Annotated in this window: 23 protein-coding genes; 7 read left to right on the top strand and 16 right to left on the bottom strand. The window is 72.1% G+C overall.

Annotation, left to right across the window (positions count from 1 at the left end):
* Window positions 1-14: 14 nt before the first annotated feature.
* From BZZ08_RS22930 to BZZ08_RS22910, 5 genes are all read right to left on the bottom strand, one after another.
* Entirely contained in the window at window positions 15-920 is a 906-nt protein-coding gene (locus BZZ08_RS22930) for an LLM class flavin-dependent oxidoreductase (RefSeq protein WP_104634134.1), read from the bottom strand.
* A 52-nt stretch (window positions 921-972) separates the two neighbouring features.
* Window positions 973-1,431, bottom strand: coding sequence for a hypothetical protein (locus BZZ08_RS22925; protein ID WP_104634133.1), 459 nt, complete (start codon window positions 1,429-1,431; stop codon window positions 973-975).
* Window positions 1,432-1,437: 6 nt separating this feature from the next.
* A complete protein-coding gene (locus tag BZZ08_RS22920; protein ID WP_104634132.1) occupies window positions 1,438-1,986 on the bottom strand; it encodes an RNA 2'-phosphotransferase in 549 nt (182 codons plus the stop codon).
* Window positions 1,987-2,096: 110 nt separating this feature from the next.
* Window positions 2,097-3,854, bottom strand: a complete 1,758-nt coding sequence (locus BZZ08_RS22915; protein WP_104634131.1) for an SDR family oxidoreductase — start codon at window positions 3,852-3,854, stop codon at window positions 2,097-2,099.
* Window positions 3,851-4,696 carry a M24 family metallopeptidase gene (locus tag BZZ08_RS22910; protein WP_104634130.1) on the bottom strand — a complete coding sequence of 282 codons (846 nt, stop codon included), beginning with the start codon at window positions 4,694-4,696 and terminating at the stop codon, window positions 3,851-3,853. The genes BZZ08_RS22915 and BZZ08_RS22910 overlap by 4 nt, the downstream gene beginning before the upstream one ends.
* A 265-nt stretch (window positions 4,697-4,961) precedes the next feature.
* On the opposite strand from BZZ08_RS22910, the gene BZZ08_RS22905 reads away from it, so the two are divergent.
* From BZZ08_RS22905 to BZZ08_RS22890, 4 genes are read left to right on the top strand one after another with little or no spacing between them, the layout of a single operon-like run.
* Window positions 4,962-5,924 carry an ABC transporter ATP-binding protein gene (locus BZZ08_RS22905; RefSeq protein ID WP_087808431.1) on the top strand — a complete coding sequence of 321 codons (963 nt, stop codon included), beginning with the start codon at window positions 4,962-4,964 and terminating at the stop codon, window positions 5,922-5,924.
* Window positions 5,914-6,822 (top strand): hypothetical protein, encoded by a 909-nt coding sequence (locus BZZ08_RS22900; protein ID WP_104634129.1) that lies wholly within the window; start codon window positions 5,914-5,916, stop codon window positions 6,820-6,822. Before BZZ08_RS22905 ends, BZZ08_RS22900 begins: the two co-directional genes overlap by 11 nt.
* Entirely contained in the window at window positions 6,819-7,730 is a 912-nt protein-coding gene (locus tag BZZ08_RS22895; protein ID WP_104634128.1) for an ABC transporter ATP-binding protein, read from the top strand. Before BZZ08_RS22900 ends, BZZ08_RS22895 begins: the two co-directional genes overlap by 4 nt.
* Before the next feature lie 11 nt (window positions 7,731-7,741).
* The gene (locus BZZ08_RS22890; RefSeq protein ID WP_076975264.1) at window positions 7,742-8,461 is read left to right on the top strand and encodes an ABC transporter permease subunit; all 720 of its coding nucleotides are present in this window, start codon (window positions 7,742-7,744) and stop codon (window positions 8,459-8,461) included.
* A 218-nt stretch (window positions 8,462-8,679) separates the two neighbouring features.
* Here BZZ08_RS22890 and BZZ08_RS22885 read toward each other — a convergent pair whose 3' ends face one another.
* The 9 genes from BZZ08_RS22885 to BZZ08_RS22845 all read right to left on the bottom strand — a co-directional run bounded on the left by BZZ08_RS22885 (window position 8,680) and on the right by BZZ08_RS22845 (window position 18,808).
* Window positions 8,680-9,522 (bottom strand): HAD family hydrolase, encoded by an 843-nt coding sequence (locus tag BZZ08_RS22885; RefSeq protein ID WP_104634127.1) that lies wholly within the window; start codon window positions 9,520-9,522, stop codon window positions 8,680-8,682.
* Window positions 9,519-10,796: a serine--tRNA ligase gene (serS, locus tag BZZ08_RS22880; RefSeq protein ID WP_104634126.1), complete on the bottom strand. Its 1,278-nt coding sequence runs from the start codon at window positions 10,794-10,796 to the stop codon at window positions 9,519-9,521. Before serS ends, BZZ08_RS22885 begins: the two co-directional genes overlap by 4 nt.
* Before the next feature lie 509 nt (window positions 10,797-11,305).
* The gene (pheA, locus tag BZZ08_RS22875; protein WP_104634125.1) at window positions 11,306-12,238 is read right to left on the bottom strand and encodes a prephenate dehydratase; all 933 of its coding nucleotides are present in this window, start codon (window positions 12,236-12,238) and stop codon (window positions 11,306-11,308) included.
* A 79-nt stretch (window positions 12,239-12,317) separates the two neighbouring features.
* A complete protein-coding gene (gene efeB / locus BZZ08_RS22870; RefSeq protein ID WP_104634124.1) occupies window positions 12,318-13,694 on the bottom strand; it encodes an iron uptake transporter deferrochelatase/peroxidase subunit in 1,377 nt (458 codons plus the stop codon).
* A gap of 7 nt (window positions 13,695-13,701) precedes the next feature.
* Window positions 13,702-15,708: a copper resistance CopC/CopD family protein gene (locus BZZ08_RS22865; RefSeq protein WP_104634123.1), complete on the bottom strand. Its 2,007-nt coding sequence runs from the start codon at window positions 15,706-15,708 to the stop codon at window positions 13,702-13,704.
* Between the two features lie 13 nt (window positions 15,709-15,721).
* Window positions 15,722-16,219, bottom strand: coding sequence for a copper chaperone PCu(A)C (locus BZZ08_RS22860; protein WP_198601638.1), 498 nt, complete (start codon window positions 16,217-16,219; stop codon window positions 15,722-15,724).
* Between the two features lie 68 nt (window positions 16,220-16,287).
* Window positions 16,288-16,938, bottom strand: coding sequence for an SCO family protein (locus tag BZZ08_RS22855; protein ID WP_104634121.1), 651 nt, complete (start codon window positions 16,936-16,938; stop codon window positions 16,288-16,290).
* 132 nt (window positions 16,939-17,070) lie between these two features.
* Window positions 17,071-17,829, bottom strand: coding sequence for a YcnI family copper-binding membrane protein (locus BZZ08_RS22850; protein WP_104634120.1), 759 nt, complete (start codon window positions 17,827-17,829; stop codon window positions 17,071-17,073).
* A 130-nt stretch (window positions 17,830-17,959) separates the two neighbouring features.
* Window positions 17,960-18,808, bottom strand: coding sequence for a hypothetical protein (locus BZZ08_RS22845; protein ID WP_104634119.1), 849 nt, complete (start codon window positions 18,806-18,808; stop codon window positions 17,960-17,962).
* A 241-nt stretch (window positions 18,809-19,049) separates the two neighbouring features.
* Between BZZ08_RS22845 and BZZ08_RS22840 the strand changes: the two genes are divergently transcribed.
* Window positions 19,050-19,511, top strand: coding sequence for an ATP-binding protein (locus BZZ08_RS22840; RefSeq protein ID WP_104634118.1), 462 nt, complete (start codon window positions 19,050-19,052; stop codon window positions 19,509-19,511).
* Window positions 19,512-19,571: 60 nt separating this feature from the next.
* Here BZZ08_RS22840 and BZZ08_RS22835 read toward each other — a convergent pair whose 3' ends face one another.
* Window positions 19,572-21,056: an aminopeptidase P family protein gene (locus tag BZZ08_RS22835; protein WP_104634148.1), complete on the bottom strand. Its 1,485-nt coding sequence runs from the start codon at window positions 21,054-21,056 to the stop codon at window positions 19,572-19,574.
* 133 nt (window positions 21,057-21,189) lie between these two features.
* Window positions 21,190-22,623, bottom strand: coding sequence for a PP2C family protein-serine/threonine phosphatase (locus tag BZZ08_RS22830; RefSeq protein ID WP_104634117.1), 1,434 nt, complete (start codon window positions 22,621-22,623; stop codon window positions 21,190-21,192).
* Window positions 22,624-23,272: 649 nt separating this feature from the next.
* On the opposite strand from BZZ08_RS22830, the gene BZZ08_RS22825 reads away from it, so the two are divergent.
* Both BZZ08_RS22825 and BZZ08_RS22820 read left to right on the top strand, forming a co-directional pair.
* Window positions 23,273-23,938 (top strand): bifunctional DNA primase/polymerase, encoded by a 666-nt coding sequence (locus BZZ08_RS22825; RefSeq protein WP_104634116.1) that lies wholly within the window; start codon window positions 23,273-23,275, stop codon window positions 23,936-23,938.
* A gap of 54 nt (window positions 23,939-23,992) precedes the next feature.
* On the top strand, window positions 23,993-24,754 hold the full coding sequence (locus tag BZZ08_RS22820) for a hypothetical protein (protein WP_241965542.1): 762 nt from the start codon (window positions 23,993-23,995) through the stop codon (window positions 24,752-24,754).
* Window positions 24,755-24,860 lie beyond the last annotated feature (106 nt).

Here is a 24,860-nt window from a genome sequence, read left to right as displayed (position 1 = left end):
TCGCTTCCACGCCCTCATTCCTTCAGCTGTGCCAGTGCCTCCATGGCGATCCGCTCGAAGACCTTCTCGTCCGCGGCGAAGTCCGAGTCGGGGATCGGCCAGTGGACGACGAGCTCGGTGAAGCCCAGGTCCCGGTGGCGTCCGGCGAAGTCCACGAACGCGTCCACGGACTCCAGCGGTCGACTGCGCTCCGGTGTGAAACCGGTGAGCAGGACCCGGTCCAGCTCTCCCGCATCGCGGCCGATCGCGGCACAGGCGTCGGCCAGCCGGTCGCCCTGCTGCCGCAGCGCCCGGTCCGACTGCTCGGGGGTGCCGTTCTCGAACAGCTTCGGGTCGCCGGTGGTGACCCACGCCTGACCGTGCCGGGCGGCGAGCGCCAGCCCCCGCGGGCCGGTCGCGGCCACCGCGAAGGGCAGCCGGGGCCGCTGTACACAACCCGGGATGTTGCGGGCCTCGTGCGCCGAGTAGAAGTCGCCCTCGTACGACACGGCGTCCTCGGTCAGCAGCCGGTCGAGCAACGGCAGGAACTCGCCGAACCGGTCCGCCCGCTCTCGCGGCGTCCACGGTTCCTGGCCCAGCGCCGTGGCGTCGAAGCCGGTGCCGCCCGCTCCTATGCCGAGCGTGGTCCGTCCGCCGGAGATGTCGTCGAGGGAGATCAGCTCCTTGGCGAGCGTCACCGGGTGCCGGAAGTTGGGCGAGGTGACCAGGGTGCCCAGTCGCAGCCGCTCGGTCACGGCCGCGGCGGCCGTGAGGGTCGGTACGGCACCGAACCACGGTCCGTCCCGGAAGCTGCGCCAGGAGAGGTGGTCGTAGGTGTACCCCGTGTGGAAGCCGAGCTGCTCGGCCCGCGTCCAGGTCGAACGGCCGCCTTCGTGCCAGCGGCGGTACGGAAGGATCACGGTGCTCAGGCGCAGACTCATGTCCCCGAGCCTATGCGGCTGTCGTCGGTTTCACGTGAAACAGCGTGCGGCGTCACCGTACGCGACTGCTCAGCCACGGCGTGAGGAGGAGCATCGACACGTGCTCCTTGTGTGCCCGGTCGCCCGGCAGCGGCACGATCAGACGGTATCCGGGCGGGAAACGGCGCCCATGGACGTAGGCGAGGCCGCCGAAGACGGAGCGCAGGAACGCGGGCACGTCGTCGCGTTCGACATCGGGAAACTCCACGTTTTCGACCGTGACCAGGGCATCGCCCTCGTGGAAGAGCCGGACGCTCACCCGGGGAACCCCGCCGAACTCGACGAACGCCTCGTGCGGGAGGGAGCCGTCGGCGTCGGTGGTCACCCCGACGCCCGCGGCCATGCCGCGGGAGGTCTGGTCGGCGCCGATGTCGTCGGTGACCTCGATCTCCAGCGCGTACTCCTCGGCGACGGCACGGAGGGCGGTGACGGCTGACTGGGCGCTCGGCAGGTGCTCCATGCCCTCGATCATGCGGGCTCAGTGCGGAGCGGGAAAGCGCAGGTAGCGGGACGGCACGTGCTGCGTCAGCCAGACCCCGTTCGCGCTGACGTGGAAGACGTGACCGGCGCGGTGCATGGCGGCGGCATCCACCGGGAGCACGACCGGCCGGCCACGGCGGGCTCCGACCCGGGTCGCGGTCTCGCGGTCCGGCGAGAGGTGCACGGCGTGCCGGTTCATCGGGCGCAGGCCCTCGGCGCGAATGGCCTCCAGATGCCGGGCCACGGTCCCGTGGTAGAGGTGCGGCGGCGGGGTCGCCGAGGGCAGTTGGAGATCCACGTCGATGCTGTGGCCCTGGCTGGCCCGGATGCGGGTGCCCTCGACCGCGAAGCGCCGCTTGTCGTTGGTGGCGACCACGTGGTCCAGCTCTTCGCGGGTGAAGCGGAAGCCGTGCGCGGCCGCCGCGGCGATCAGCGTGTCGATCTCGACCCAGCCGCCTTCGTCGAGCGTGAGCCCGATCCTCTCCGGCTGGTGGCGCAGGTGCTTCGACAGATACTTGGACACCTTCACCGAGCGTTCCTGTTGCATGGCACCAGCCTGCCTAGTGAGACACGCGTCACGCGAACCATTTAGCCACCGAGGTTTGATCCACAGTCAAGTGCGGTTATCCACAGGCTGGTTGGGGATGTCTGTGGAAACTACAGGGGCGGCTTCACCCGGGCGAGGCGCCGCAGCACCCGTGGCGCGAAGCGGGACATGAGATGAGCGCCGCGCGCCTCCGGCGTCACCGGCACCACCGCCCTGTTGTGCACGACCGCCTCCAGGACGGCGTCCGCCACCTTCTCCGGCGGGTAGTTGCGCGCCCCGTACAGCCGGGCGGTGCGCTGCTGCCGGCGCTTCTCCTCCGCGGCGTCCACGCCCGCGAAGCGCGCGGTGGCGGTGATGTTGGTGTTGACCAGGCCGGGGCAGATCGCCGTGACACCGATCCCCTGATCGGCCAGCTCGGCGCGCAGGCACTCGCTCAGCATCAGCACGGCCGCCTTGGAGGTGCCGTAGGCGGGCAGCGCCCTGGAGGGCTGGAAGGCCGCCGCCGACGCGGTGTTGACGATGTGACCGCCCTGCCCGCGCTCGGCCATCTGCCGGCCGAACAGACGGCAGCCGTGGATCACGCCCCAGAGGTTGACGTCGAGAACCTTTTTCCAGTCCTCCGGCGTGGTGTCGAAGAAGGAGCCCGACAGGCCGATCCCGGCGTTGTTCACGAGCACGTCCACCACCCCGTACTCGGCGGCGACCCTGGCCGCCAGCTTCTCCATGGCCTGCTCGTCGGAGACGTCGACGGTTTCCGCCCAGGCGGCCGGCGCACCGATCAGCCGGGACAGCTCCGCGGTCCGGGCGGCGGCCTCGGCGTCCCGGTCGACGGCCACCACGCGCGCGCCGGCCTCGGCGAAGGCGAACGCCGTCGCCCGCCCGATGCCGTTGCCCGCACCGGTGACCAGCACCAGCTGCCCGCCGAAGCGGTCGGCGTGCTTGCCGTTCGCCCCGGTCCCGGAACGGCCGTCCTCGGTGGCGGTGACGAACTCCGTGATCCAGTCCGCCAGCCGGTCCGGCCGGGTGCGCGGCACCCAGTGCTTCGCGGGGAGCGTGCGCCGGGTGAGCCGCGGCGCCCACAGCTCCAGGTCGTCGTAGAGCCGCTCCGACAGGAACGCGTCGCCCAGGGGCGTGATGAGCTGCACGGGCACGTGCGCGTAGGCGTCCTCGCGCGGCCTGCGCAGCCGGGGCCGCACGTTGTCCCGGTACAGCCACGCCCCGTGCGCCGCGTCCGACGGAAGGGAGGCGGTCGGGTAGCCACCGCCGGGCACCTTCTCGACGCGCTCCAGGATGCCCGGCCAGCGCTTGCCGAGGGGGCCGCGCCAGGCCAGCTCCGGGAGCACGGGGGTGTGCAGCAGATAGACGTACCAGGACTTGGCGCCCTGGCCGAGGAGCTGTCCGACCCGGCGCGGGGTGGGCCGCTTGAGGCGCTTGTCGATCCAGTGCCCGAAGTGATCCAGGGAAGGCCCGGACATCGAGGTGAAGGAGGCGATGCGGCCCTCGGTGCGCTTGACCGTGACGAACTCCCAGGACTGCACCGAGCCCCAGTCGTGGCCCACCAGGTGCACCGGGCGGTCCGGGCTGACCGCGTCGGCCACGGCCAGGAAGTCGTCCGTCAGCTTCTCCAGGGTGAACCCGCCCCGCAGTGGGCTCGGCGCGGTGGACCGGCCGTGGCCGCGGACGTCGTAGAGGACCACGTGGAAGGTGTCGGCCAGGCGGGCGGCGACCTCGGACCAGACCTCCTTGCTGTCCGGGTAGCCGTGCACCAGGACGACCGTGGGCTGGTGCGGATCGCCCAGCTCGGCCACGCACAGCTCGACCCCGCCCGTGCGCACCCGGCGCTCCCGCGCCCCGTCCAGCACCGTCATGTCTCCTCCGCCCAGCGCCGCACGTGCGGCAGATCGTCGTCCAGCCAGAAGGCGCTCTCCTCGGGATCCGCGGAGTCGGTCACGACCAGGATCTCCTCGAACTTCGCGCCCGTACCCCGGAAACCGAGGTGGGGTTCGACCGCCCACAGCCCCGCGTGGGGCGGGTGGTCGGAGAAGCGGTACGGCGACCACAGCGGCGACCAGCCCTCGCGGTGGCCGTGCAGCGCGTCGCCCGCCAAGCCCTTGAGCGACTGGGTGCCGAAGCCGAACAGGCGCGGGGACAGCCGCCGTTCCCGCACCCGGTCCACCTTGTGGGCGATGACGCCGAAGGGATAGGCGCGGTGCCGGTTGGCATAGCCCTGGCGGACCATGAGCCGGTCCACGTCCTCGTAGATCTCCCGCAGCGGCCTGCGTTCGCGCACCTCGCGCAGGATCAGCTCGCGGTGGGCGGCCAGGTCGGCCGCCAGCCGGTGCTGCACCGGATGGGGGCCGAGCGCTCCGGAGTAGCCGATGTCTGCGGTGAAACCGCGGTGCACCGGGGCCATGTCCAGGATGAACGGCATCCCGGGCTCCAGCCGGCGGCCCGTGGGGAAGAACTGCAGCGGGATGCGGAAGCCCGTGAACGCCGTGCGGTCGCCGAACCAGGCGAAGGGCAGGTGGAACCAGTCCCGCACGCCCCGCGCCCGCAGCCACTCGCGCTGCATGCGGGCGGCGTCCCGCTCGGTCACGCCCGGCTCCAGCCGGGCGGCCACGGCCTCGGCGCACGCGTAGGCGAGACGCTGCACCTCCCGGAATCCCCGCAGCTCCGTGCGGAGTCCGGCCGCCGTCGTCGTGCCACCCATGCCGTGCCACCCCCGTTCCGCCGTCCCGGCGCGGTCCGCGCCGACCGTGCTACTCGCCCGTAACGTGACGCCGCCGAATCTCCCAGTTGTTAGACCCATCGTCAATAGGGTGGCCGTCACGCGGCCCGTGCGGCCCCGAAGGGTCCGGCCGTGGCTCTCAGGTACGGCATCCCCTACGGGCCCGTACTACTCGAGTCTGACGCCAAGACGGCTCTGCGGTCTGACGACGGCAGTGGCGGGCGTCACTACTGTCATTGACGTGACTGTGATCGCGACCGAAAGCCTGAGCAAGCGGTTCCCCCGGGTGACCGCGCTCGACCGGCTCTCCGTGGACGTCGGACCCGGTGTGACCGGACTCGTCGGTGCCAACGGCGCCGGCAAATCCACCCTGATCAAGATCCTGCTGGGTCTGTCTCCCGCCACCGAGGGCCGGGCCGAAGTGCTCGGACTCGATGTCGCCACCAAGGGCGCCGACATCCGCGAGCGGGTCGGCTACATGCCGGAGCACGACTGCCTGCCACCCGACGTCTCGGCCACCGAGTTCGTCGTCCACATGGCACGCATGTCCGGCCTGCCGCCCACCGCCGCCCGCGAGCGCACGGCCGACACCCTGCGCCACGTCGGCCTGTACGAGGAGCGCTACCGCCCCATCGGCGGCTACTCGACGGGCATGAAGCAGCGCGTGAAGCTCGCGCAGGCCCTCGTCCACGACCCCCAGCTGGTCTTTCTCGACGAGCCGACCAACGGCCTGGACCCGGTCGGCCGCGACGAGATGCTCGGCCTCATCCGGCGCATCCACACCGACTTCGGCATCTCCGTCCTGGTCACCTCGCACCTGCTGGGCGAGCTGGAGCGCACCTGCGACCACGTCGTCGTCGTGGACGGCGGCAAGCTGCTGCGTTCCAGCTCCACCACGGACTTCACCCAGACCACCACGACCCTCGCGATCGAGGTCACCGACACCGACGAACACCCCGACGGCACCCGCGCGGTGCGCGACGCGCTCGACGCGCGCGGGGTCACCGTCCAGGACGGCAGCGGCCTGCCCGGCGCCGGCCACGTCCTGCTGCTCACCTCGGCGGGCGAGGAGACCTACGACCTGGTCCGCGACGTCATAGCCGACCTCGGCCTCGGCCTGGTCCGCATGGAGCAGCGCCGGCACCACATCTCGGAGGTCTTCACCGACAGCGACGCAGAACGGAAGGAGGCGGTCGGCCATGGCAGCTGAACAGCCCACAGCCACGGTCCCGGGTGATCAGACCCGCATCCACAACATCGGCTACCGCAGCTACGACGGCCCCCGCCTCGGCCGCGCCTACGCCCGCCGCTCGCTGTACTCGCAGTCCCTGCGCGGCGCCTACGGCCTCGGTCGCTCGGCCAAGTCCAAGGTGCTGCCGATGCTGCTGTTCGTGGTGATGTGCCTCCCGGCGGCCATCATGGTCGCGGTCGCCGTCGCCACCAAGGCCAACGACCTGCCCGTGGACTACACGCGCTACGCGATCGTCCTGCAAGCCGTCATCAGCCTCTACGTCGCGTCCCAGGCCCCCCAGTCCGTCTCGCGCGACCTGCGTTTCAAGACGGTGCCGCTGTACTTCTCCCGGCCGATCGAGACCGCCGACTACGTCCGCGCCAAGTACGCGTCGCTGGCCTCCGCCCTGTTCATCCTCACCGCCGCACCGCTGCTGGTGCTCTACGTGGGCGCACTGCTCGCCAAACTCGACTTCGCGGACCAGACCAAGGGGTTCGCCCAGGGACTGGTCTCCGTGGCCCTGCTCTCACTGCTCTTCGCCGGTCTCGGCCTGGTCGTGGCCTCGGTCACCCCGCGCCGCGGCTTCGGCATCGCCGCCGTCATCGCCGTCCTGACCATCACCTACGGCGCGGTCTCCACGCTCCAGGCCATCGCGGACGTCCAGAGCAGCTCCGGGGCCGTCGTATGGATCGGCCTGTTCTCGCCGATCACCTTGATCGACGGGGTGTCATCGGCCTTCCTGGGCGCCACCTCGGCCTTCCCGGGCGGGGTCGGCCCGGGCAACGGGGAGGGCGCCGTCTACCTCCTCGTCACCCTCGGCCTGATCGCCGGCGCCTACGGCCTGCTGATGCGCCGCTACAAGAAGGTGGGACTGTGACCACGCTGAACATCGACCACGTCTCCCGCTGGTTCGGCAACGTGGTCGCCGTCAACGACATCACCATGACGATCGGCCCCGGCGTCACCGGCCTGCTCGGCCCGAACGGCGCGGGAAAGTCCACCCTCATCAACATGATGGGCGGCTTTCTCGCCCCCTCCACCGGCAGCGTCACCCTCGACGGCCAGCCGGTCTGGCGCAACGAGGACATCTACCGGCACATCGGCATCGTCCCCGAGCGGGAGGCGATGTACGACTTCCTCACCGGCCGCGAGTTCGTCCTCGCCAACGCCGAACTGCACGGCCTGGGCGCCAAGGCGGCCGACGAGGCCCTCGCCACCGTGGAGATGGCCTACGCCCAGGACCGCAAGATCGCCACGTACTCCAAGGGTATGCGCCAGCGCGTGAAGATGGCTTCCGCCCTCGTCCACCAGCCGTCGCTGCTCCTGCTCGACGAGCCGTTCAACGGCATGGACCCCCGCCAGCGCATGCAGCTGATGGACCTGCTGCGGCGCATGGGCGACGAGGGCCGCACCGTGCTGTTCTCCTCGCACATCCTCGAAGAGGTCGAACAGCTCGCCTGGCACATCGAGGTGATCGTCGCCGGACGCCACGCGGCCAGCGGCGACTTCCGCAAGATCCGCCGCCTGATGACCGACCGGCCCCACCGCTACCTGGTGCGTTCCAGCGACGACCGGGCCCTCGCGGCGGCGCTGATCGCCGATCCGTCGACGTCCGGCATCGAGGTCGACCTCGCCGAGGGCGCCCTGCGCATCCAGGCCGTCGACTTCGGCCGGTTCACGGCCCTGCTGCCGAGGGTCGCCCGCGACCACGGCATCCGGCTGCTCACGGTCTCGCCGTCCGACGAGTCCCTCGAGTCCGTCTTCTCGTATCTCGTCGCGGCGTAGGAGGCCGAAGAATGTACGACCCCACAGTGGCCCGGCTCACCTACCGGGCCCTGCTCGGCCGCCGCCGGGCACTCATCCTGGGCGCGCTCCCCCTGCTGCTGCTCGTCATCGCCGTCGCGGTGCGCGCGCTCGCCGGAGCCGACGACCAGACCACCGCGGACGTGCTGGGCGGGTTCGCCCTCGCCACCATGGTGCCGATCATCGGCGTCATCGCCGGCACCGGTGCCATCGGCCCCGAGATCGACGACGGCTCGGTGGTGTACCTGCTGTCCAAGCCGATCAAGCGGCCGACGATCATCTTCACCAAGCTCATCGTCGCCATAGCCGTGACGATGGTCTTCTCCGCCGTGCCCACGCTGCTCGCCGGTCTGCTCCTCAACGGCAACGGCCAGCAGATCGCCGTCGCCTACACGATCGCCGCGCTGGTCGCCTCCATCGCCTACGCCGCGCTGTTCCTGCTGTTGGGCACGGTGTCCCGGCACGCGGTGGTCTTCGGGCTCGTCTACGCCCTGGTCTGGGAGGCGCTGTTCGGCTCCCTGGTGCCGGGCGCCCGCACGCTCAGCGTCCAGCAGTGGTCGCTGGCGGTGGCCCAGAAGGTCGCCGACGGGAACCTGGTGACCTCCGACGTCGGCCTGCCGACCGCGACGGTGCTGCTCGCCGCGGTGACCGTGCTCGCCACCTGGTACGCCGGCCAGAAGCTGCGGTCGCTGACGCTCGCCGGGGAGGAGTGACCGCGGCCCGTCGGTAACGCGACCTACGTCCCCTTTTAATCGGTGGCGTCCGGCTTCCCGTGACGGCACTGTGGGGGATGCACGAGGCCGGACGGCGACGGCGCAACGGAAGGCCGCTTCGAGCACGCGGGATGCCCCGCGTGGGCCGACCGACGGGGACGCCGACGCCGTCCGGACCGTGCGCCGCGGGAGCTACGCCGGATAGCTCCGGTCCGGCATCAGGCGGCCAGCCGCTCCAGTACCACCGCGATGCCGTCCTCGTCGTTGGAGGACGTCACCTCGTCGGCCACCGCCTTCAGCTCCTCGTGGGCGTTGGCCATCGCCACGCCCCGGGCGGCCCAGCCGAACATCGGGATGTCGTTGGGCATGTCGCCGAAGGCGATCGTGTCCGCCGCCTTCAGACCGAGCCGGCGGGCCGCCAGCGACAGACCCGTGGCCTTGGACAGCCCCAGCGGCAGCAGCTCGACGACGCCCGCGCCGGCCATGACGACCGTGACGAAGCCGCCCGCCGCACGTCGGGCGGCCTCGGCCAGCTCGTCGTCGGACAGGGTCGGATGCTGGATGTAGATCTTGTTCAGCGGCGCCGACCACAGATCCGAGGCGTCGGTGAACGGCACGGCCGGCAGGTCGCCCCCGACCGCGTAACCCGGGCCGACCAACACGTCGCCCTCCAGGCCGTCCCGGCTCGCCGCCAGATACAGCGGGCCGGTCTCCGCCTCGATCTTGGCCAGTGCCACCCCGGCCAGCTGCCGGTCCAGGGTGACGGAGGTCAGCAGCCGGTGCTCCCCGGCGTGGTAGACCTGCGCGCCCTGACCGCAGACGGCCAGCCCGTCGTAGCCGAGGTCGTCCAGGATGTGCCGGGTCCACGGCACCGCCCGCCCGGTGACCACGATGTGGGCGGCGCCCGCCGCGGTGGCCGCGGCGAGCGCGTCACGGGTGCGCTGCGAGATCGTGTCGTCGCCGCGCAGCAGCGTGCCGTCGAGGTCGGTCGCGACCAGCCGGTAGGGGAAGCCCCCGGCGGGTCCGGTGCCGGGGACCGTGGCGGTGCCGGTGTCAGTCACTTGGCCACCGGCTCCAGGACCTCCCGGCCGCCCAGGTACGGGCGCAGCACCTCGGGCACGCGGACCGAACCGTCGGCCTGCTGGTGGTTCTCCAGGATCGCCACGATCGTGCGCGGAACGGCGCACAGCGTGCCGTTGAGCGTGGCCAGCGGACGGACCTTCTTGCCCTCGCGGACGCGGATCGACAGCCGGCGGGACTGGAACTCGGTGCAGTCCGAGGTCGAGGTCAGCTCGCGGTACTTGCCCTGGGTCGGGATCCACGCCTCGCAGTCGTACTTGCGCGCGGCCGAGGCCCCCAGGTCGGCCGAGGCCACGTCGATCACCCGGAACGGCAGCTCCAGCGACGTCAGCCACTGCTTCTCCCACTCCAGCAGGCGCTGGTGCTCGGCCTGCGAGTCCTCGGGGAGGACGTAGGAGAACATCTCGACCTTGTCGAACTGGTGCACGCGGAAGATGCCCCGGGTGTCCTTGCCGTGCGAGCCCGCCTCGCGGCGGAAGCAGGGCGAGAAGCCCGCGTAGCGCAGCGGCAGGCGCTCGGCGTCCAGGATCTCGTCCATGTGGTACGCGGCGAGCGGCACCTCGGACGTGCCGACCAGGTACAGGTCGTCCTTGTCGAGGTGGTAGACGTCCTGGGCGGCCTGGCCGAGGAAGCCGGTGCCGGCCATCGACTGCGGGCGCACCAGCGCCGGGGTCAGCATCGGCGTGAAGCCGGCCGCCGTGGCCTGCGCGATCGCCGCGTTGACCAGCGCCAGCTCCAGGAGGGCGCCCACGCCGGTCAGGAAGTAGAAGCGCGAGCCGGAGACCTTGGCGCCGCGCTCCACGTCGATGGCGCCGAGCAGCTGGCCCAGCTCCAGGTGGTCCTTGGGCTCGAAGCCCTCGGCGGCGAAGTCGCGGTGCGTGCCGTGCGTCTCCAGCGTGACGAAGTCCTCCTCGCCGCCGACGGGCACGTCGGGGTGGACGAGGTTGCCGAGCCGCTGGAGCAGCTCCTGGGTCTCGGTGTCGGCCGCGTCGCGCTCGGTGTCGGCGGCCCTGACGTCGGTCTTCAGCTGCTCCGCCCGCTTGAGGAGCTGGGCCTTCTCGTCCCCGGTGGCCTTGCCGATCAGCTTGCCGAGGCCCTTCTGCTCGGCGCGCAGCTCGTCGAAACGGACGCCGGACGACCTGCGCCGTTCGTCGGCGGACAGGAGGGAGTCGACGAGCGCGACGTCCTCTCCACGGGCGCGCTGCGAGGCGCGCACACGGTCGGGGTCCTCACGGAGCAGGCGAAGGTCAATCACGCGGTCAAGGCTACCGGTGCGCGGTGTCGGCTCTCGACCCGCTCTAGCCGTACGCGGCCCGCACGTCCCGTCCGACGGGTCAATGACGCGTTGCGGCCTCCCCGGAACGAGGCGTCGCATGGGCGTCGGGTTGACCGGATCTCCTTGTGGAGAACGGGACTTGGGGCGTGGCTGTCCACAGGAATCCACAGTCCGGGAAAGTTATCCACAGGGTGTGCGAAAGATCTGTGGATGCACGGAAGTGATCGTTCCCAATTCGTGGAGCCGAGCTGTCCAAACCCTCCACGCCCCCACTTTCGAGTGGAAACGGGGCACCCGGTGTCACTCCGGAGAATGGGGTGCAAGAAACAGGTGGACGAAGGGTGACCTGGACCTCTGTGGGTGAAGTAGGGGCCCGTAGGGGGATTTGTCGACCAAATGCCACTTCGTTGTCGACTTGTCCCCAGGTCGAGAAGCGGACCTGTGGATAACTTCTGTGGACAACGAAAATCAGCAGATAGGCCCGGCGGTCAGAACCGGCCGTCCTGGCAGCGCGCCACCCAGTCCGCCGCCTGCACGAACGCCTCGTCCGAGGTGCCCGGCCGCAGCGCGTCCACATCCGCGGGCTCGACCTCCGCGCGCGGGTACGACCCGAGGTAGCGCACCTGGAGGCAGGTCCGCTTCAGGCCCATCAATGCGTCGGCCACCCGGCGGTCGGAGATGTGCCCCTCGGCGTCGATGCAGAAGCAGTAGTTGCCGATGCCGGCACCGGTGGGGCGGGACTGCAGCAGCATCAGGTTGATACCGCGGGTGGCGAACTCGCCCAGCAGATCACGCAGGCCGCCGGGGTGGTCGTCGCGCTGCCAGAGTACGACCGACGTCTTGTCCGCCCCGGTCGGTGCCGCGGGCCGGGCCGGGCGGCCCACCAGTACGAAGCGCGTCTGGGCGTTCTCCGCGTCGTGGATGTCGGCCTCCAGCACCTCGAGGCCGTAGCGCTCCGCGGCGAACTCACCGGCGAAGGCGGCGTCGTACCGCCCCTCCTGCACCAGGCGGGCGCCGTCCGCGTTGGAGGCGGCCGATTCCCAGGCGACGTCCGGGAGGTGCGCCTTGAGCCAGTTGCGGACCTGGGGCTGCGCGGCCGGGTGGGCGGTGACCGTCTTGATGTCCGACAGCTTGGTGCCGGGGCGGACCAGCAGCGCGAAGGTGATGGACAGCAGCACCTCGCGGTAGATCATCAGCGGCTGGCCGGCGACCAGCTCGTCGAGGGTGGTGGTGATGCCGCCCTCGACGGAGTTCTCGATCGGCACGAACGCGGCCTCGGCCTCGCCGGTGCGCACCGCGTCGAGTGCGGACTGCACGGAGACGTAGGGGACCAGTTCCCGGGTCGCCGTCTCCGGGAGGGTGCGCAGGGCGACTTCGGTGAAGGTGCCTTCAGGGCCGAGATACGCGTAACTGGCTGGCATGTACTCACCCTAATGGGCCCGGGGAGGCGCGGCCCACGCGTCCCGCCCGAGCCCCTCCCGGGGGTGACGCGTCGCGGTTTCACCCCTCCAGCAGCCGCTGCCCCACGTACTCTCCCTCCGACGCCCCGCCCGGGACCGCGAACAGGCCGCTCGCCTCGTGCCGGATGAACTGCGACAGCGCGTCGCCCCGGTCCAGCTTGCGCTGGACGGGCACGAAGCCGCGCAGTGGATCGGCCTGCCAGCAGATGAAGAGCAGTCCGGCGTCCGGGACGCCGTCGGCGTCGAAGCCGTCGTGGTACGAGAAGGGCCGGCGGACCATGGCCGCGCCGCCGTTCTGGTCGGGCCGGGTGATGCGGGCGTGGGCGTTGATCGGAACGACGAGCTTTGCGGAGCCGTCCGTCTTCTCCAGGTCCATCTCCGTCGTCTCGGTGGCGTCGCTCCCCGCGGACAGCGGTGCCCCGTCGGACTTGCGGCGCCCGATGACCTCCTCCTGGGCCTTGAGCGACAGCTTCTCCCAGTCGTCGAGGAGCATGCGGATGCGGCGTACGACGGCGTAGGAGCCGTTCGCCATCCAGGCCGGAGCGCCCCTGTCGGGCACGGGCTCCTCCGGCACGAAGATCCGCTGGTCGAAGTCGGCCTCGGCGGGCCTGGGGTTGCGGGTGCCGTCGACCTGGCCCATGAGGTTGCGGGCCGTCATGGGGTGGGCGGTGGCACCGGGCGAACGGTTGAAGCCGTTCATCTGCCAGCGGACACGGGCGGCCGTCCCGGCGTCCCGCTGGATCGCGCGCAGGGCGTGGAAGGCCACCAGGGCGTCGTCCGCGCCGATCTGCACCCACAGGTCGCCGTTGCTGCGGTTCTTGTCGAGGTGATCGGAGGAGAAGTCGGGGAGCGGATCGAGGGCGACCGGGCGCTGCTTGTCGAGGCCGGTCCGGGCGAAGAAGCTGTGCCCGAACCCGAAGGTGACGGTCAGCGAGGAGGGCCCGGCGTCCCGGGCCACGTCCGTGTCCCGGCCTCCGGCCGGCTCGCCCGCCATCAGCCGCCGGGCCGTGTCGGACCAGCGACGCAGCAGCGCGGCGGCCTCCCTGCGGCCGGCCCCGGCCGCGAGGTCGAAGGCGATGAGATGGCCGCGGGCCTGCAAGGGGGTGGTGATGCCGGGCTGATGTTTCCCGTGAAACATCGCCTGCTCGCTGCCGAGCGAGGTGAGGGGAGACGCGGCGGAGGACGGCGCGGCGGCATGGCCCGCGGCGGCGCCCGCCGCGCCGAGGACGAGCCCGGTGGCACCGGCGGTGCCGAGCAGTCGCCGGCGTGAGATGCCTCCGGCAGCGGTGGTGCTCCGGGCGTTCTTGGCGGTCCCGGTGCTCTCCGAGCCGAGTGGCCCGGTCGGTCCGGTGTCGCCGCCGGGCTTCGCACGGGTCGCCCCGTGGTTCCGGGCCTCCGGGATGGACTGGTCAGCCATGGTGCGTTCAGCCGATCTGCGCGTTCTTGGAGACGGTGACCTGGTCGATGGCGGAGGTGCGCACGGTGACGGCGACTTCCCAGTCGCCGGCCATCGGGATCTGCACTCCGCTCGCCGACCAGTGGCCGGTGGTGATGTGGTCGGGGACGACGGGCAGGGGCCCGATGTCCTTTGCCTTCTGGGTGAGGGCCACCTTCACCTCGGGGATGTCGAAGGCGGTCCCGTCCGGGCGCTCGACATAGAGGTGCATGGCGTTGGCGCCGACCCGGGCGGGGTCGAGCTCGACCCGTATGACGCCCTTGCCGTTCTGGCTGCCCGTGTCGAAGGACATGTCCAGCGTCACCGCGCCGGTGGAGGGCGCTGTGCTGGTGGCGGAGGAGGTGCCGGCGGCCTTGGCCTCCTCCTCGGTGCGGCCCGGCTCGGTCTGGGTCAGGACGGTGGTCACCACGAGCAGGACGACGGCGACGCCCGCCTCGGCGAGCACGGAGCGGCGCAGTCCGAAGCGGTTCGGGTCGGCGTCCCGCTGCCGCTTCTGCCGGGCGGCGTCCACGGCCGCGCGCTGCCGGGCGAGCTGGGCGGCGCGCCGGGAGCCGCCGGAGTCCTTTCCCGCGCCGGACGCCTTCTCGGCGACCTTCGCGTTCCCGGAGCCCGTCTCCTTCCCGGAGCCCGTCTCCTTCCCGGAGCTCTTCGCGGACGCCTTCCCGGCCGTCTTGGAGGCCGCCTTCACGGCGGCTTTCGCGGACGCCTTCGCCGCGCCCCGCGCGGCCCCGGCGACGGCCGGCGTCGCCTCCGCCAGCTGTGCCGTCCACCGGCGCGAGAAGTAGGCGACGCCGACGAGCACCGCCACGAGCCCGATCTTCACGAGGAGCAGCTGCCCGTACCGGGTGTCGGTGAAGGCCGTCCAGGAGCCGAGCTGGCGCCAGGACTGGTAGGTGCCGGTCACCACCAGCGCGATCACGCTGCCGAAGGCGACGCGCGAGAACCGGCGTACGGCGACGGTGGGGACCGGGGTGTCCGCCGGGCCGCGGTAGAGGGCGACGAGCAGCGCGGTGAGTCCGCCGAGCCAGGTGGCGACGGCGATCAGGTGGACGACGTCGACCGGCATGGCGAGGCCCGCCTGGAGACCGACGGAGGCGTGCTCGGACATCGCCCAGGTCGCCGCGAGACCCGCCGCCACGACGCTCCCGCCGACCGCGAGCCCGAAGGTGAGGTCCCGCTTCTCGTCGTCCTCCCGCTTGTCGTACGCGCCGAAGAGCACGGCGATGAACAGCGCGGCCGCCGCCAGCAGCAGCAGCCGGGAGACCAGCGCGGCACCGGCCTTGGTCTGCAGCACCTCGCCGAGCAGGCCCAGGTCGAAGACGTCGGCGACCTTCCCGGAACCGGTGTAGGAGCCGCGCAGCAGGAGGAGCAGGAGGGTGGCGGCGGTCAGCGCGAGCCAGCCGGAGACGACGAACCGCTGTACGACGCGCACCCCGGAGCCGCGTGGCCAGCACGCGAGCACGAAGGCGGCGCCGCCCACCAGGACGGCGAAGGCGGCGTACGACACGTACCGTCCGACGCCGTACAGAACGCCGACGAATCCGCCGCCCGCCTCCTGCCCGGAGACGGTGACCGAGGTCTCGGAAGGGGCGCCGACGGAGAAGGTGTAGGCGCCGGAGACGGGGTGGCTGTCCGCGGAGACCACCTGGTAGGCCACCGTGTAGGTGCCGTTGGGCAGCCCGGCGTGCAGTTTCACGGAGTACGTCGTGCCGCCCGTGCCGGACGGCTTGCCGTCGTCGACGCGTTTGCCCTTGGGGTCGAGGACGCGCAGCGAGTCGTCGTCCATGGAGACCGACTCGGAGAAGGTGAGCGACACCTGGGCCGGAGCCCTGTCGACCACCGCCCCCTCCCGGGGGTCGCTGCCGGTGAGCGCGGCGTGCGCGGAGGCCGGTCCGGCGCCGGCCAGCAGCGCGCAGGCCGCGGCCAGGAGCAGCAGCACCAGGGTCCGCAGGCGCGGGGCGATGGTCTGCGTCAAGGTGGTCCCTCCCTCAGTGTCCGGAGTCTTCGGAGTGCCCGGAGTGTCCGGTGGTGGGCTGATAGGTGGCCGCCTTCACGGGCAGCTTGACCGTGAGGGGGTCGGAGTGCGCGAAGTGCAGTTCGACGGCGACGGACTGTCCCTGCTTCGGCTGCTGCTTCAGCTTCTCGAACATCAGGTGGTTTCCGCCGCTCTTGAACACGAGCTGACCGTGGGCGGGGACCTCCAGGCGGTCGACCTCCTTCATGGTCCCGCCGACGGTCTCGTGCACGGTGACCTCCCCGGCCTCGCTGGTGACGGAGGTCAGTTCGTCCGCGGAGTCGCCCTCGTTGGTGATCGTGAGGAACCCGGCCGCCATCGAGGCGGAGACGGGCTGCGGCATGTAGGCGGTGCCGACGGAGAGTTCGGCGCCGGAGCCCGCGGAGTCCGAGCCGGAGTCCGAGCCGCCGCAGCCCGCGAGGGCCAGGGCGCCGATCACCGCGACGGCGGCGAGAGCGGGACGGCGCCGCACGGGCCTTCCCTCGGGCCGCCGCACAAGCCTTCCCGCGGGCCGCCGCACGGGCCCTCGCGCGGGCGGCCTCACGGGTTCTGCCCCTTGATGAGCTTGGGGAGGTCCTTGGTGTAGTCGTCGACCGTGGCGTCCTCGCCGTAGAGGACGTAGCCCGCGTCGGACTTCGGGGAGAAGGCGACGACCTGGGTGCCGTGGGTCGAGACGATCTTGCCGTCCTTGTCCTTGGTCGGCGGATCGATCGAGATGCCGAGGGTGCGGGCGCCCGCCTGGATGGTGTCGAAGTCGCCGGTGAGGCCGACGATCTGCGCGTCGATGCCCTTGAGCCACTTGCCGAGCGCGGCCGGGGTGTCGCGTTCCGGGTCGGTGCTGACGAACACGACGCGGAGCTTGTCCTGCTCCGCCTGGGGGAGCTGCTTCTTGGCCACGGCGATGTTGTTCATGGTCAGCGGGCAGACGTCGGGGCAGTGGGTGTAGCCGAAGTAGATCAGGGTGGGCTTGCCGGCGGTCTGCTCGCGGAGGTCGTACTTCTTGCCCCGGGTGTCGGTGAGGACCAGGTCGGGCTTCTCGAAGGGCTTGTCGAGGACGGTGGCGGCCTGCTGGCTGTTGTCCTCGGAGACCACGGTCACGGGCTTGTCGCTGTCGGAGCCGCTGCCGCAGGCGGACAGCGTCAGGCAGGCGGCGGCGAGCAGGGCGGCCGTGGCGAACGTCTTCTTGCGCATAGAAAAATGTCCCAGATGTGAGGTGCTCCGGTGCGCGCCGGGGGCCGTCGGAGGACCGACGGACGGTGTCCGGCGCGCACCGGACGTGAGGATGCGCCGGCGAGGTGGTGCCGACGCACCGGCGCGGCGTCGTTACGCCGCCGCGCCGGAGTCGCGCCGACGGCCGGCCAGCACGCCGTAGCCGACGCCCGCCGCACCGACGACGATGCCGACGATGCCGAGGACCCGGGCGGTGGTGTCACTGCCGTTGCCGGAGCCGGAGTCCGACGAGGCGTCGGCGGCGGTGTTCTGCGCGGCCGCCTCGGTGTCGTCGGCCTTCGCGTCCGAGGAGCCCGACGCGCCGTGGGCGTCGTCCTCGGCGGCCGACAGCTTGAGCACGGGCGCCGGGGTCTCGGGCTCCTCCTGGCCCTCCTGCGGCACCTCGATCCAGCGCACGACCTCCTTGTCGGAGTACGTCTGGATCGCCTTGAACACCAGCTGGTCGGCGTCCTCGGGCAGCGCGCCGACGGAGACCGGGAACTTCTGGAAGTAGCCGGGCTCGACGCCCTTGCCGTCGGCGGTCCAGGTCACCTTGGTGACCACCTCGGTGATCTGCTTGCCGTGCGACTCCAGCGGCTTGGCCGGCTTGCCCTTGGTGACCTCGGCCTTCCAGCCCGGCACCGGCTGCGGCATCACGGACGCCAGCGGGTGGTCGGTCGGGAAGTTGACCTCCAGCTTGGTGGTGGAGGCGTTGTCACGCTCGTTGGGGACCTTGAAGTCGACGACCGCGTAGCCGCCCTTGGCGGCCGGGCCCTCCGGCTGCACGCTGACGTGCGCGAAGGCGGGGGCGGACAGGGCGAGGACGGCGATGCCGGACACGGCGCCGGCGGCGGCGATACGGGAAGCCTTCATGGACGGAGTACTCCGCTTCGTGGGGACACCGGTGCCGAGCAGCCGGTGCCGAGTGACAGGAGGGGTGCGCGCACGCGCGCGTGCCGCACGACGGCGTCCCCTCCCGGAGCGGGATGACGGTCGCGTCGTGTCAGGCGGCGAGGGCGAACGCGTCACTCGGCGGGCCGCGCTTGATGACCGTGTGCTGGAGCGCGGTGGTACGGGGCCGCAGCGGCACCCACAGGGCGGTGTGCGGCCGACGCGGGCCCGTGCCGGGGGCGCCGGCCAGCCCGGCGTGCAGGGCGCGCACCAGGGAGAGCGCCGCGCGCAGGGCGCGGACGAACGCCGCCTCGGCCATGGACTGGGCCGAGTGCGCCGACAGTTCGACGAGCCGGGCCAGCGCCAGGTCCCCGCGCCGCAGCAGCCAGCCGGCGACCAGGGCCGCGAGGACGTGACCGAGCAGCATCGGCAGCGACGGCAGCAGCGAGGCGGAGGTACCGGCGCTGGACAGCGCGTCGGCCGGGTGGTGCGCCGCGCCGGCGGTGACGTCCGGGGCGACCCGTGCGTCGGTGAGGATCCGCTCGGCCTGGGTCGGGCTGATCGCCGCCGCGGTGGTCCCGCAGACCAGCCGTGCGGCCTGCTGGACCAGGGAGGCGTCGGACAGCGCGCCCGCGCCACCGCCGGACGCGGCGGCCGTACCGGACGCCATGGCCGCGGTGGTGCCGTGCTGGCCCAGCCCGAACAGGGCGTGCAGCGCGGTCTGTCCGACGGCGAGCAGCAGCGCGATGCCGGCCAGCGAGCGCAGGCGGCCGGCGAGCGGCACGGCGACCAGGACCGCCCCGAGGAATCCCGCGCCCAGCGACCACAGCGGAACGGTGGCGCAGGAGGCGAGGGTGTGCCCCGCCGCGGCCAGCACGACGCAGACCGCGGCGAACACCGCGGCCCGCAGGATCCGGAGGTCGTTCCCGGAGCGCGCCGTTGGCGGGTGGGGGGCAGTCATGGCGGCCTCATCATCGCACTCACGGCCCGCACGCCGTACGGCAGGTCCACAAGATGCCGTACGACCGGAAGACGAGGAACGGGACGGAAGGTCACCTTCTGGCACGAGTCGCTCCGCATACACCGGCCACCGAGGGCGACGCATCCGCCAGATGAGCGGTGTCACGGGCTCGGCGTGCTTACGCCGGGGTGTGAGGGGCAATACGTATCGGTATGTCGAGCCGCGGCCGGGAGGCTGGAGCATGAGCATCTGGTGGTCACTCCATTTGCGGCGCGAGGCTGCGAGCGTCCCCCTGGCCCGCCGTCTGCTGATCGGCACCATGGAGACCGCGGGCGTCGACCCGGACATCTCCTTCGACCTCTCCGTCGCGCTGAGCGAGGCCTGCGCCAACGCGGTCGAGCACGGCGGGGACGACGGGTGCGGCGGCCCCGGCGAGGCGTACCGCGTCACGGCCTACCTGGACGGTGAGCGCTGCCGTATCGAGGTCGCCGACACGGGCCCCGGTTTCCCCGTCGCCGCTCCGGGCGGGCCGCAGGGTGCCGCCCGTCCGGCGGCGGAGGCGGAGAGCGGCCGCGGCCTGTGTCTCATCCGGGAGCTCGCCGACCATGTCCACATCGGCAGTGCGCCGGGGCGGGCCGGTGCCGTGGTGAGCTTCGACAAGATCCTCAAGTGGCGTGAGAACGCCCCGCTGGCGGCGGTGTGACAGGGCCCGGGCACGCCGACGGCCGGGCACCCGCCCGGTGCCCGGCCGTCGGACGGCGGGTCAGCGCTTCAGCGCGGCCATCCACTCCTCGACCTCGTCCGACCGGCGCGGCAGCCCGGCGGACAGGTTCCGGTTGCCGTCGGCGGTGACGAGGATGTCGTCCTCGATGCGCACGCCGATGCCCCGGTACTCCTCGGGCACGGTCAGGTCGTCGGCCTGGAAGTACAGACCCGGCTCGACGGTGAGCACCATGCCGGGCTCCAGCGTGCCGTCGACGTAGGACTCCACGCGCGCGGCGGCGCAGTCGTGGACGTCCAGGCCGAGCATGTGACCGGTGCCGTGCAGCGTCCAGCGGCGCTGCAGGCCCAGCTCAAGGACCCGCTCGACGGGGCCCTCGACCAGGCCCCACTCGACCAGCCGCTCGGTCAGCACGCGCTGGGCGGCGTCGTGGAAGTCGCGGTACTTGGCGCCCGGCCTGACCGCCGCGATGCCGGCCTCCTGGGCGTCGTACACGGCGTCGTAGATCTTCTTCTGCAGCTCGCTGTACGTGCCGTTGACCGGCAGGGTGCGCGTCACGTCGGCGGTGTAGTACGTGTGCGTCTCCACGCCCGCGTCGAGCAGCAGCAGGTCGCCGGAGCGGACCGGGCCGTCGTTGCGGACCCAGTGCAGGGTGCAGGCGTGCGGTCCGGCGGCGCAGATGGAGCCGTAGCCGACGTCGTTGCCCTCGACGCGCGCGCGGAGGAAGAAGGTGCCCTCGATGTAGCGCTCGCTGGTCGCCTCGGCCTTGTCGAGGACCTTCACGACGTCCTCGAAGCCGCGCACGGTGGAGTCGACGGCCTTCTGCAGCTCGCCGATCTCGAACTCGTCCTTGACCAGGCGGGCCTCGGAGAGGAAGACGCGCAGTTCCTCGTCGCGCTCGGCGGTGACCTTGTCGGTCAGGGCCGCCTCGATGCCGGCGTCGTACCCGCGCACGACGCGCACCGGGCCGGTGGCCTCGCGCAGGCTGTCGGCCAGCTCGCGGACGTCGGAGGCGGGGATGCCGTAGAGCTTTCCGGCCTCGGTGAGGGAGTGGCGGCGGCCCACCCACAGCTCGCCCTGCCCGTTCAGCCAGAACTCGCCGTTCTCCCGGTCCGAGCGCGGCAGGAGGTAGATCGTCGCGGTGTGGCCGTCGCCCCTGGGCTCCAGGACCAGGACGCCGTCCTCGGTCTGGTTGCCGGTGAGGTACGTGTACTCGACCGAGGCGCGGAAGGAGTACTCCGTGTCGTTGGAGCGGGTCTTGAGGTTGCCCGCGGGGATCACCAGGCGCTCGCCGGGGAAGCGGGCGGACAGGGCGGCACGGCGGGCGGCGGTCTCGGCGGCCTGGGGGATCGGCTCCAGGTCGCGCAGCTCCGTGTCGGCCCAGCCGGACTTCATGTTCTCGGCCAGCTCGTCGGACACGCCCGGGTACAGGCCGTTCTTGCGCTGCTTGATCGGCTCCTCGGTCTCGTCCGGGTCCGCTGCGTCAGCAGCAGGATCAGGTACTGCCGGGTTGAGCTCCTCCGCCACGGTCATCCTCCTCGATACGGCACTGGACCACCCCCCATCGTACGGTCGTACGGAAGGGGGCCCAGGGGCGAAGGGCCTGTTACACCCGTGCACCACCGTCCGTTATGCGGGGTGTGCGGGGCGTCAGTGACCGTTATTCGAACCTGACCGCCAGCAGGACGACGTCCTCCTCGGAGTGCGCCTCCGCCTTCCCGTCGGGCAGCACGGTGCGCAGGACGTGCTCGACGACCGCGTCCGGGTCCTGCCGTGCGGCCCGGGGGACGCCGGCCGCCGCAGCGTGCAGCCGGGCGAAGGCACGGTCGGCCCGGTCGCCGGTGCGGTGCAGCAGCCCGTCGGTGTAGAGCAGAACCGTCTCTCCCGGCTCGGCCTGCAGCTCCACGCTGGGCGCCTCCCAGCAGGCGAGCATGCCGAGCGGCGCGGAGACGGAGGTCTCGACGAACTCCGTGCGCCGCTGACCGATCAGCAGCGGCGGGCTGTGCCCGGCGCCGGCCAGGGTGATCCGGCGCAGCGCGGGCTCGCAGTAGCCGAACAGCGCGGTGGCCGAGCGGGCCGGTTCGGTGAGCCGCAGCAGCAGTTCCAGGTCGGACAGGACGGCGACCGGGTCCTCGCCCTCCATCACGGCGTACGCCCGCAGCGAGGCGCGCAGCCGCCCCATCGCGGCGACCGCGCTGGGCCCCGACCCGGTGACGGAACCGACGGCGAGGCCGAGCGCGGCGTCCGGCAGCGGCAGGGCGTCGTACCAGTCGCCGCCGCCCGGCGGTCCGGTGCGGTGCCGGACGGCGAGCTGCACGCCGGGCACCCGGGGCAGGCGCGAGGGCAGCAGTTCCTCGGCCATCGTCGCCATGGACGCGCGGGTGCGCTCGACCTCCAGGAGGCGGGCCAGGTGCTGGGTGGCGTACCGGACGTACAGACCGGCGAGGTGGCGCTGCCGCTCACCCGGTTCGGCGGGTTCGTCGTAGAGCCAGACGGCGGCACCGAGGCGCCCGGTGCCCTCGGCGGACAGGGGGAGCGTGTAGCTGGCGGCGTAGCCGAGGCGGGCGGCGACCTCGCGGTGGCGGGGGTCGAGGGCCTTCTCGGCGAGCAGGTCGGGTTCCGCGATGCCGTCCTGGTCGACCGGCAGTCCGTCCAGGATCCGCCCGTAGGACAGGGAACTGCGGGGCACGGTCTCGATGTGGCCGAGGTCGGCGCGGGCCAGGCCGAGGCCGACGGTGGTGCCGGGGCCGAGTCCGTCGGCCGGTTCCAGCACAACGAGCCCGCGCCGGGCGCCGACGAGGGCGGCTCCGGCGCGCAGCACTTCCTGGAGGCCGTCGGCGAGGGTGCCCGTGCGGACCAGGCGTTCGGTCAGTTCGTGCAGGGTCGTGAGGTCCGAGACCCAGCCGGCGAGCCGGTCCTGGAGCAGGGCTCCGGGGGCACAAGGAGTGCCCGAGTCGTCCGTGACGGCCGCGGCGTCCGTGGTGGGGGGCTCGGCCGCCGGGGAGGTGCCCGTGGCGGCGGACGCGACAGTGTGTGCGGGGGACGGAACCGTTGAATCGATTCCAGCCACTTTCGCAGGGTGCGGGGCATTCATGGCGTCCGGCCTTCCGACCGGCGCTTACTGCTCAAAAGCATCGCAAACCCCCATGTCATTCTGCGCCGCTAGCAGTGTCTCCACATGTACACGCACTCGTAAGGGGATGTCCAGCATTGTCCTGCTGGGATTCCTGGTGTCCGTGGGGTCGGAGCGGCATCCTTCCCGGCCTCTTGCGGAAAAGCGAAATTGGCTTGAAACTGCCCCAGAGGACGCCTTGTTGCGGTCGACTGGGGGTGCTTCACGGAGCGTCACAGCGGTCGTGATGGGTACGTACTCGGAGAAGGCCGGGGGTGGTTGGGGACCACCTGGAACCCGGCGACGGACCCGGGCGTCCTATCCACCGACGACCGTGCCCCATCCTCCCGTGGCGGAGGCGGAGAGAAATACGCGCGACGGCAAAACGCCAGACTTCGCCACCCCCGCGCCACGCCATGCTCTTGCCAGACGCAGTGGCCGGAACCGTCACGGACGCAGTCAGTGCTCGACCCACAGGGGTTTCCCTTGCCCTTGGCGGAGACGTGCCCCCGCGGGGACGTCTCTCGGCAGGGGTGTGATGCGCCACCAGCAACGCACAGCGAAGTGATCGACACATGGTGTGAAGAGACCACGGTGTTGCCAGGCGTGCAACGGAAAGGAACGAGCGCTCATGCGCGAGATCCTCGGAAGGCGACGCAGGCTCCTGTCCCAGCACGACGACGGGCAGCCTGAGCTGATCGGCGCGGCCCTGACCTACGCGACACAATGGCAGTGGCCCGTACTCCCGGGCGCGGCGGCGGAACCGCGGGCGCGGTCACGCTGCGGCTGCCCCGACCCCGAGTGCACGGTGCCGGGCGCACATCCCTTCGACCCCGGTCTCCTCGCGGCGACCACCGACGCCCGCATGGTGCGCTGGTGGTGGACCAACCGGCCGACCGCGCCGATCGTCATGGCCACCGGAGGCAGCGCCCCGTGCGCCGTCTCCCTGCCCGCCCTGCCGGCCGCCCACGCCCTCGCCGCGCTCGACCGCGCCGGGCTGCGGCTCGGCCCGGTCGTCGCCTCGCCCACCCGCTGGGCGCTGCTGGTGAAGCCGTACTCCATGGAGCAGCTGGGCGAGCTGCTCTACGCCAAGGACTTCGTCCCCGGCTCCCTGCGCTTCCACGGCGAGGGCGGTTATCTCGCGCTGCCCCCGTCCGAGACCGGCGCCGGTGCCGTCCGCTGGGAGCGGGCGCCGCTGCCCGGCTCCGCCTCGCCCTGGGTGCCCGACGTGGAGGCCGTGGTGGACGCCGTGGTCGACGCCCTCACTCGTACGGGTGTGAGCGCGCCCGAGTTGTAGGGGTGTCGGCGCGCGCGGAAGTCCGCGCCCGCCCCCGGTCGTTATCGTCCGAGCATGCCGCTTCACGCAGGGGAGCACCGCGCCGTCGGTCCGCGCCGCAACGGGCCGGACCGCCGGCGGATCCGTCTGTACGGGCTCGCGGGTGTCGTGGTCTGCGCGGTCGTACTGCCGTTCGCGGTGGCGTCCGCGGGGCCTTCGGGCGACCCGGACGCCGAGGTCGCGGCGGCCGTGCCGCTCCTCGCGCGGGGCGGTGACGGCAAGGCGTCGGCCTCCGCCTCGGGGGCGGGGGACCGATCGGGGCTCGGGCTGGGGCCCGAATCCGGCTCTGGGGCGGGGGGAGTGCACCGCGCCACGGAAGGACCCGCGCCGGCCCGTTCGCCGCTGCCGCTCGGCCCCGCACTGGCCACGCGCTGCGGCCCCGAACTCACCTCGCCCGCGGGCATCGAGGCGCAGACCTGTGTCCTGGCCCGGGGGACGGAGACCTGGGCGCGGACCTACTACCGCAACGCCACCGGCGCCCCGCTCGAGTCCGTACTGAGCCTCATGGGACCTGACGGACGCAGCGTGCGGACCAGCTGTGCGGTGGGCGTCGAGGACGCGCCGGGCACCTGCGAGACGCCGCCGGAGGGCACCGAGGGCGCGAGCGGGGGCGGCTTGGCGGGGTACGCGGCCGTCGCGGAGTTCGCGCGCCGGGCCGGGTACGGGCCGCTGCTGCTGCGGGCCGGGAGCGGCGGGAGTGGCGGGAGCGGCGGCGACGGGGACGACGGGGACGAGGGGAGTGACGTCGGCAAACTGCCTGCGGGGACGGGGAGTTGACCGGCGACTGCGGTGAGTGCGCGACCGGGCGCATGGAAAGACCCGGTTGCTGGCGACGGGGGATGCACCAGCAACCGGGCTACTGGAACGGTAACAAGAGATCGGC

The sequence above is a fragment of the Streptomyces sp. MH60 genome (genome assembly GCF_002939385.1).
Taxonomy (GTDB): Bacteria; Actinomycetota; Actinomycetes; order Streptomycetales; family Streptomycetaceae; genus Streptomyces.
Note: the sequence above shows the minus strand (reverse complement) of the source record. Positions and strands in the feature narration are given on the sequence as shown.

Excerpts from the sequence above, each read along its gene's own strand:
- BZZ08_RS22930 (WP_104634134.1), bottom strand. The coding sequence starts at position 920 with ATGAGTCTGCGCCTGAGCACCGTGATCCTTCCGTACCGCCGCTGGCAC.
- BZZ08_RS22925 (WP_104634133.1), bottom strand. The coding sequence starts at position 1,431 with ATGATCGAGGGCATGGAGCACCTGCCGAGCGCCCAGTCAGCCGTCACC.
- BZZ08_RS22920 (WP_104634132.1), bottom strand. The coding sequence starts at position 1,986 with ATGCAACAGGAACGCTCGGTGAAGGTGTCCAAGTATCTGTCGAAGCAC.
- BZZ08_RS22915 (WP_104634131.1), bottom strand. The coding sequence starts at position 3,854 with ATGACGGTGCTGGACGGGGCGCGGGAGCGCCGGGTGCGCACGGGCGGG.
- BZZ08_RS22910 (WP_104634130.1), bottom strand. The coding sequence starts at position 4,696 with ATGGGTGGCACGACGACGGCGGCCGGACTCCGCACGGAGCTGCGGGGA.
- BZZ08_RS22900 (WP_104634129.1), top strand. The coding sequence starts at position 5,914 with ATGGCAGCTGAACAGCCCACAGCCACGGTCCCGGGTGATCAGACCCGC.
- BZZ08_RS22890 (WP_076975264.1), top strand. The coding sequence starts at position 7,742 with ATGTACGACCCCACAGTGGCCCGGCTCACCTACCGGGCCCTGCTCGGC.
- pheA (WP_104634125.1), bottom strand. The coding sequence starts at position 12,238 with ATGCCAGCCAGTTACGCGTATCTCGGCCCTGAAGGCACCTTCACCGAA.
- efeB (WP_104634124.1), bottom strand. The coding sequence starts at position 13,694 with ATGGCTGACCAGTCCATCCCGGAGGCCCGGAACCACGGGGCGACCCGT.
- BZZ08_RS22855 (WP_104634121.1), bottom strand. The coding sequence starts at position 16,938 with ATGCGCAAGAAGACGTTCGCCACGGCCGCCCTGCTCGCCGCCGCCTGC.
- BZZ08_RS22850 (WP_104634120.1), bottom strand. The coding sequence starts at position 17,829 with ATGAAGGCTTCCCGTATCGCCGCCGCCGGCGCCGTGTCCGGCATCGCC.
- BZZ08_RS22845 (WP_104634119.1), bottom strand. The coding sequence starts at position 18,808 with ATGACTGCCCCCCACCCGCCAACGGCGCGCTCCGGGAACGACCTCCGG.
- BZZ08_RS22840 (WP_104634118.1), top strand. The coding sequence starts at position 19,050 with ATGAGCATCTGGTGGTCACTCCATTTGCGGCGCGAGGCTGCGAGCGTC.
- BZZ08_RS22830 (WP_104634117.1), bottom strand. The coding sequence starts at position 22,623 with ATGAATGCCCCGCACCCTGCGAAAGTGGCTGGAATCGATTCAACGGTT.
- BZZ08_RS22825 (WP_104634116.1), top strand. The coding sequence starts at position 23,273 with ATGCGCGAGATCCTCGGAAGGCGACGCAGGCTCCTGTCCCAGCACGAC.
- BZZ08_RS22820 (WP_241965542.1), top strand. The coding sequence starts at position 23,993 with ATGCCGCTTCACGCAGGGGAGCACCGCGCCGTCGGTCCGCGCCGCAAC.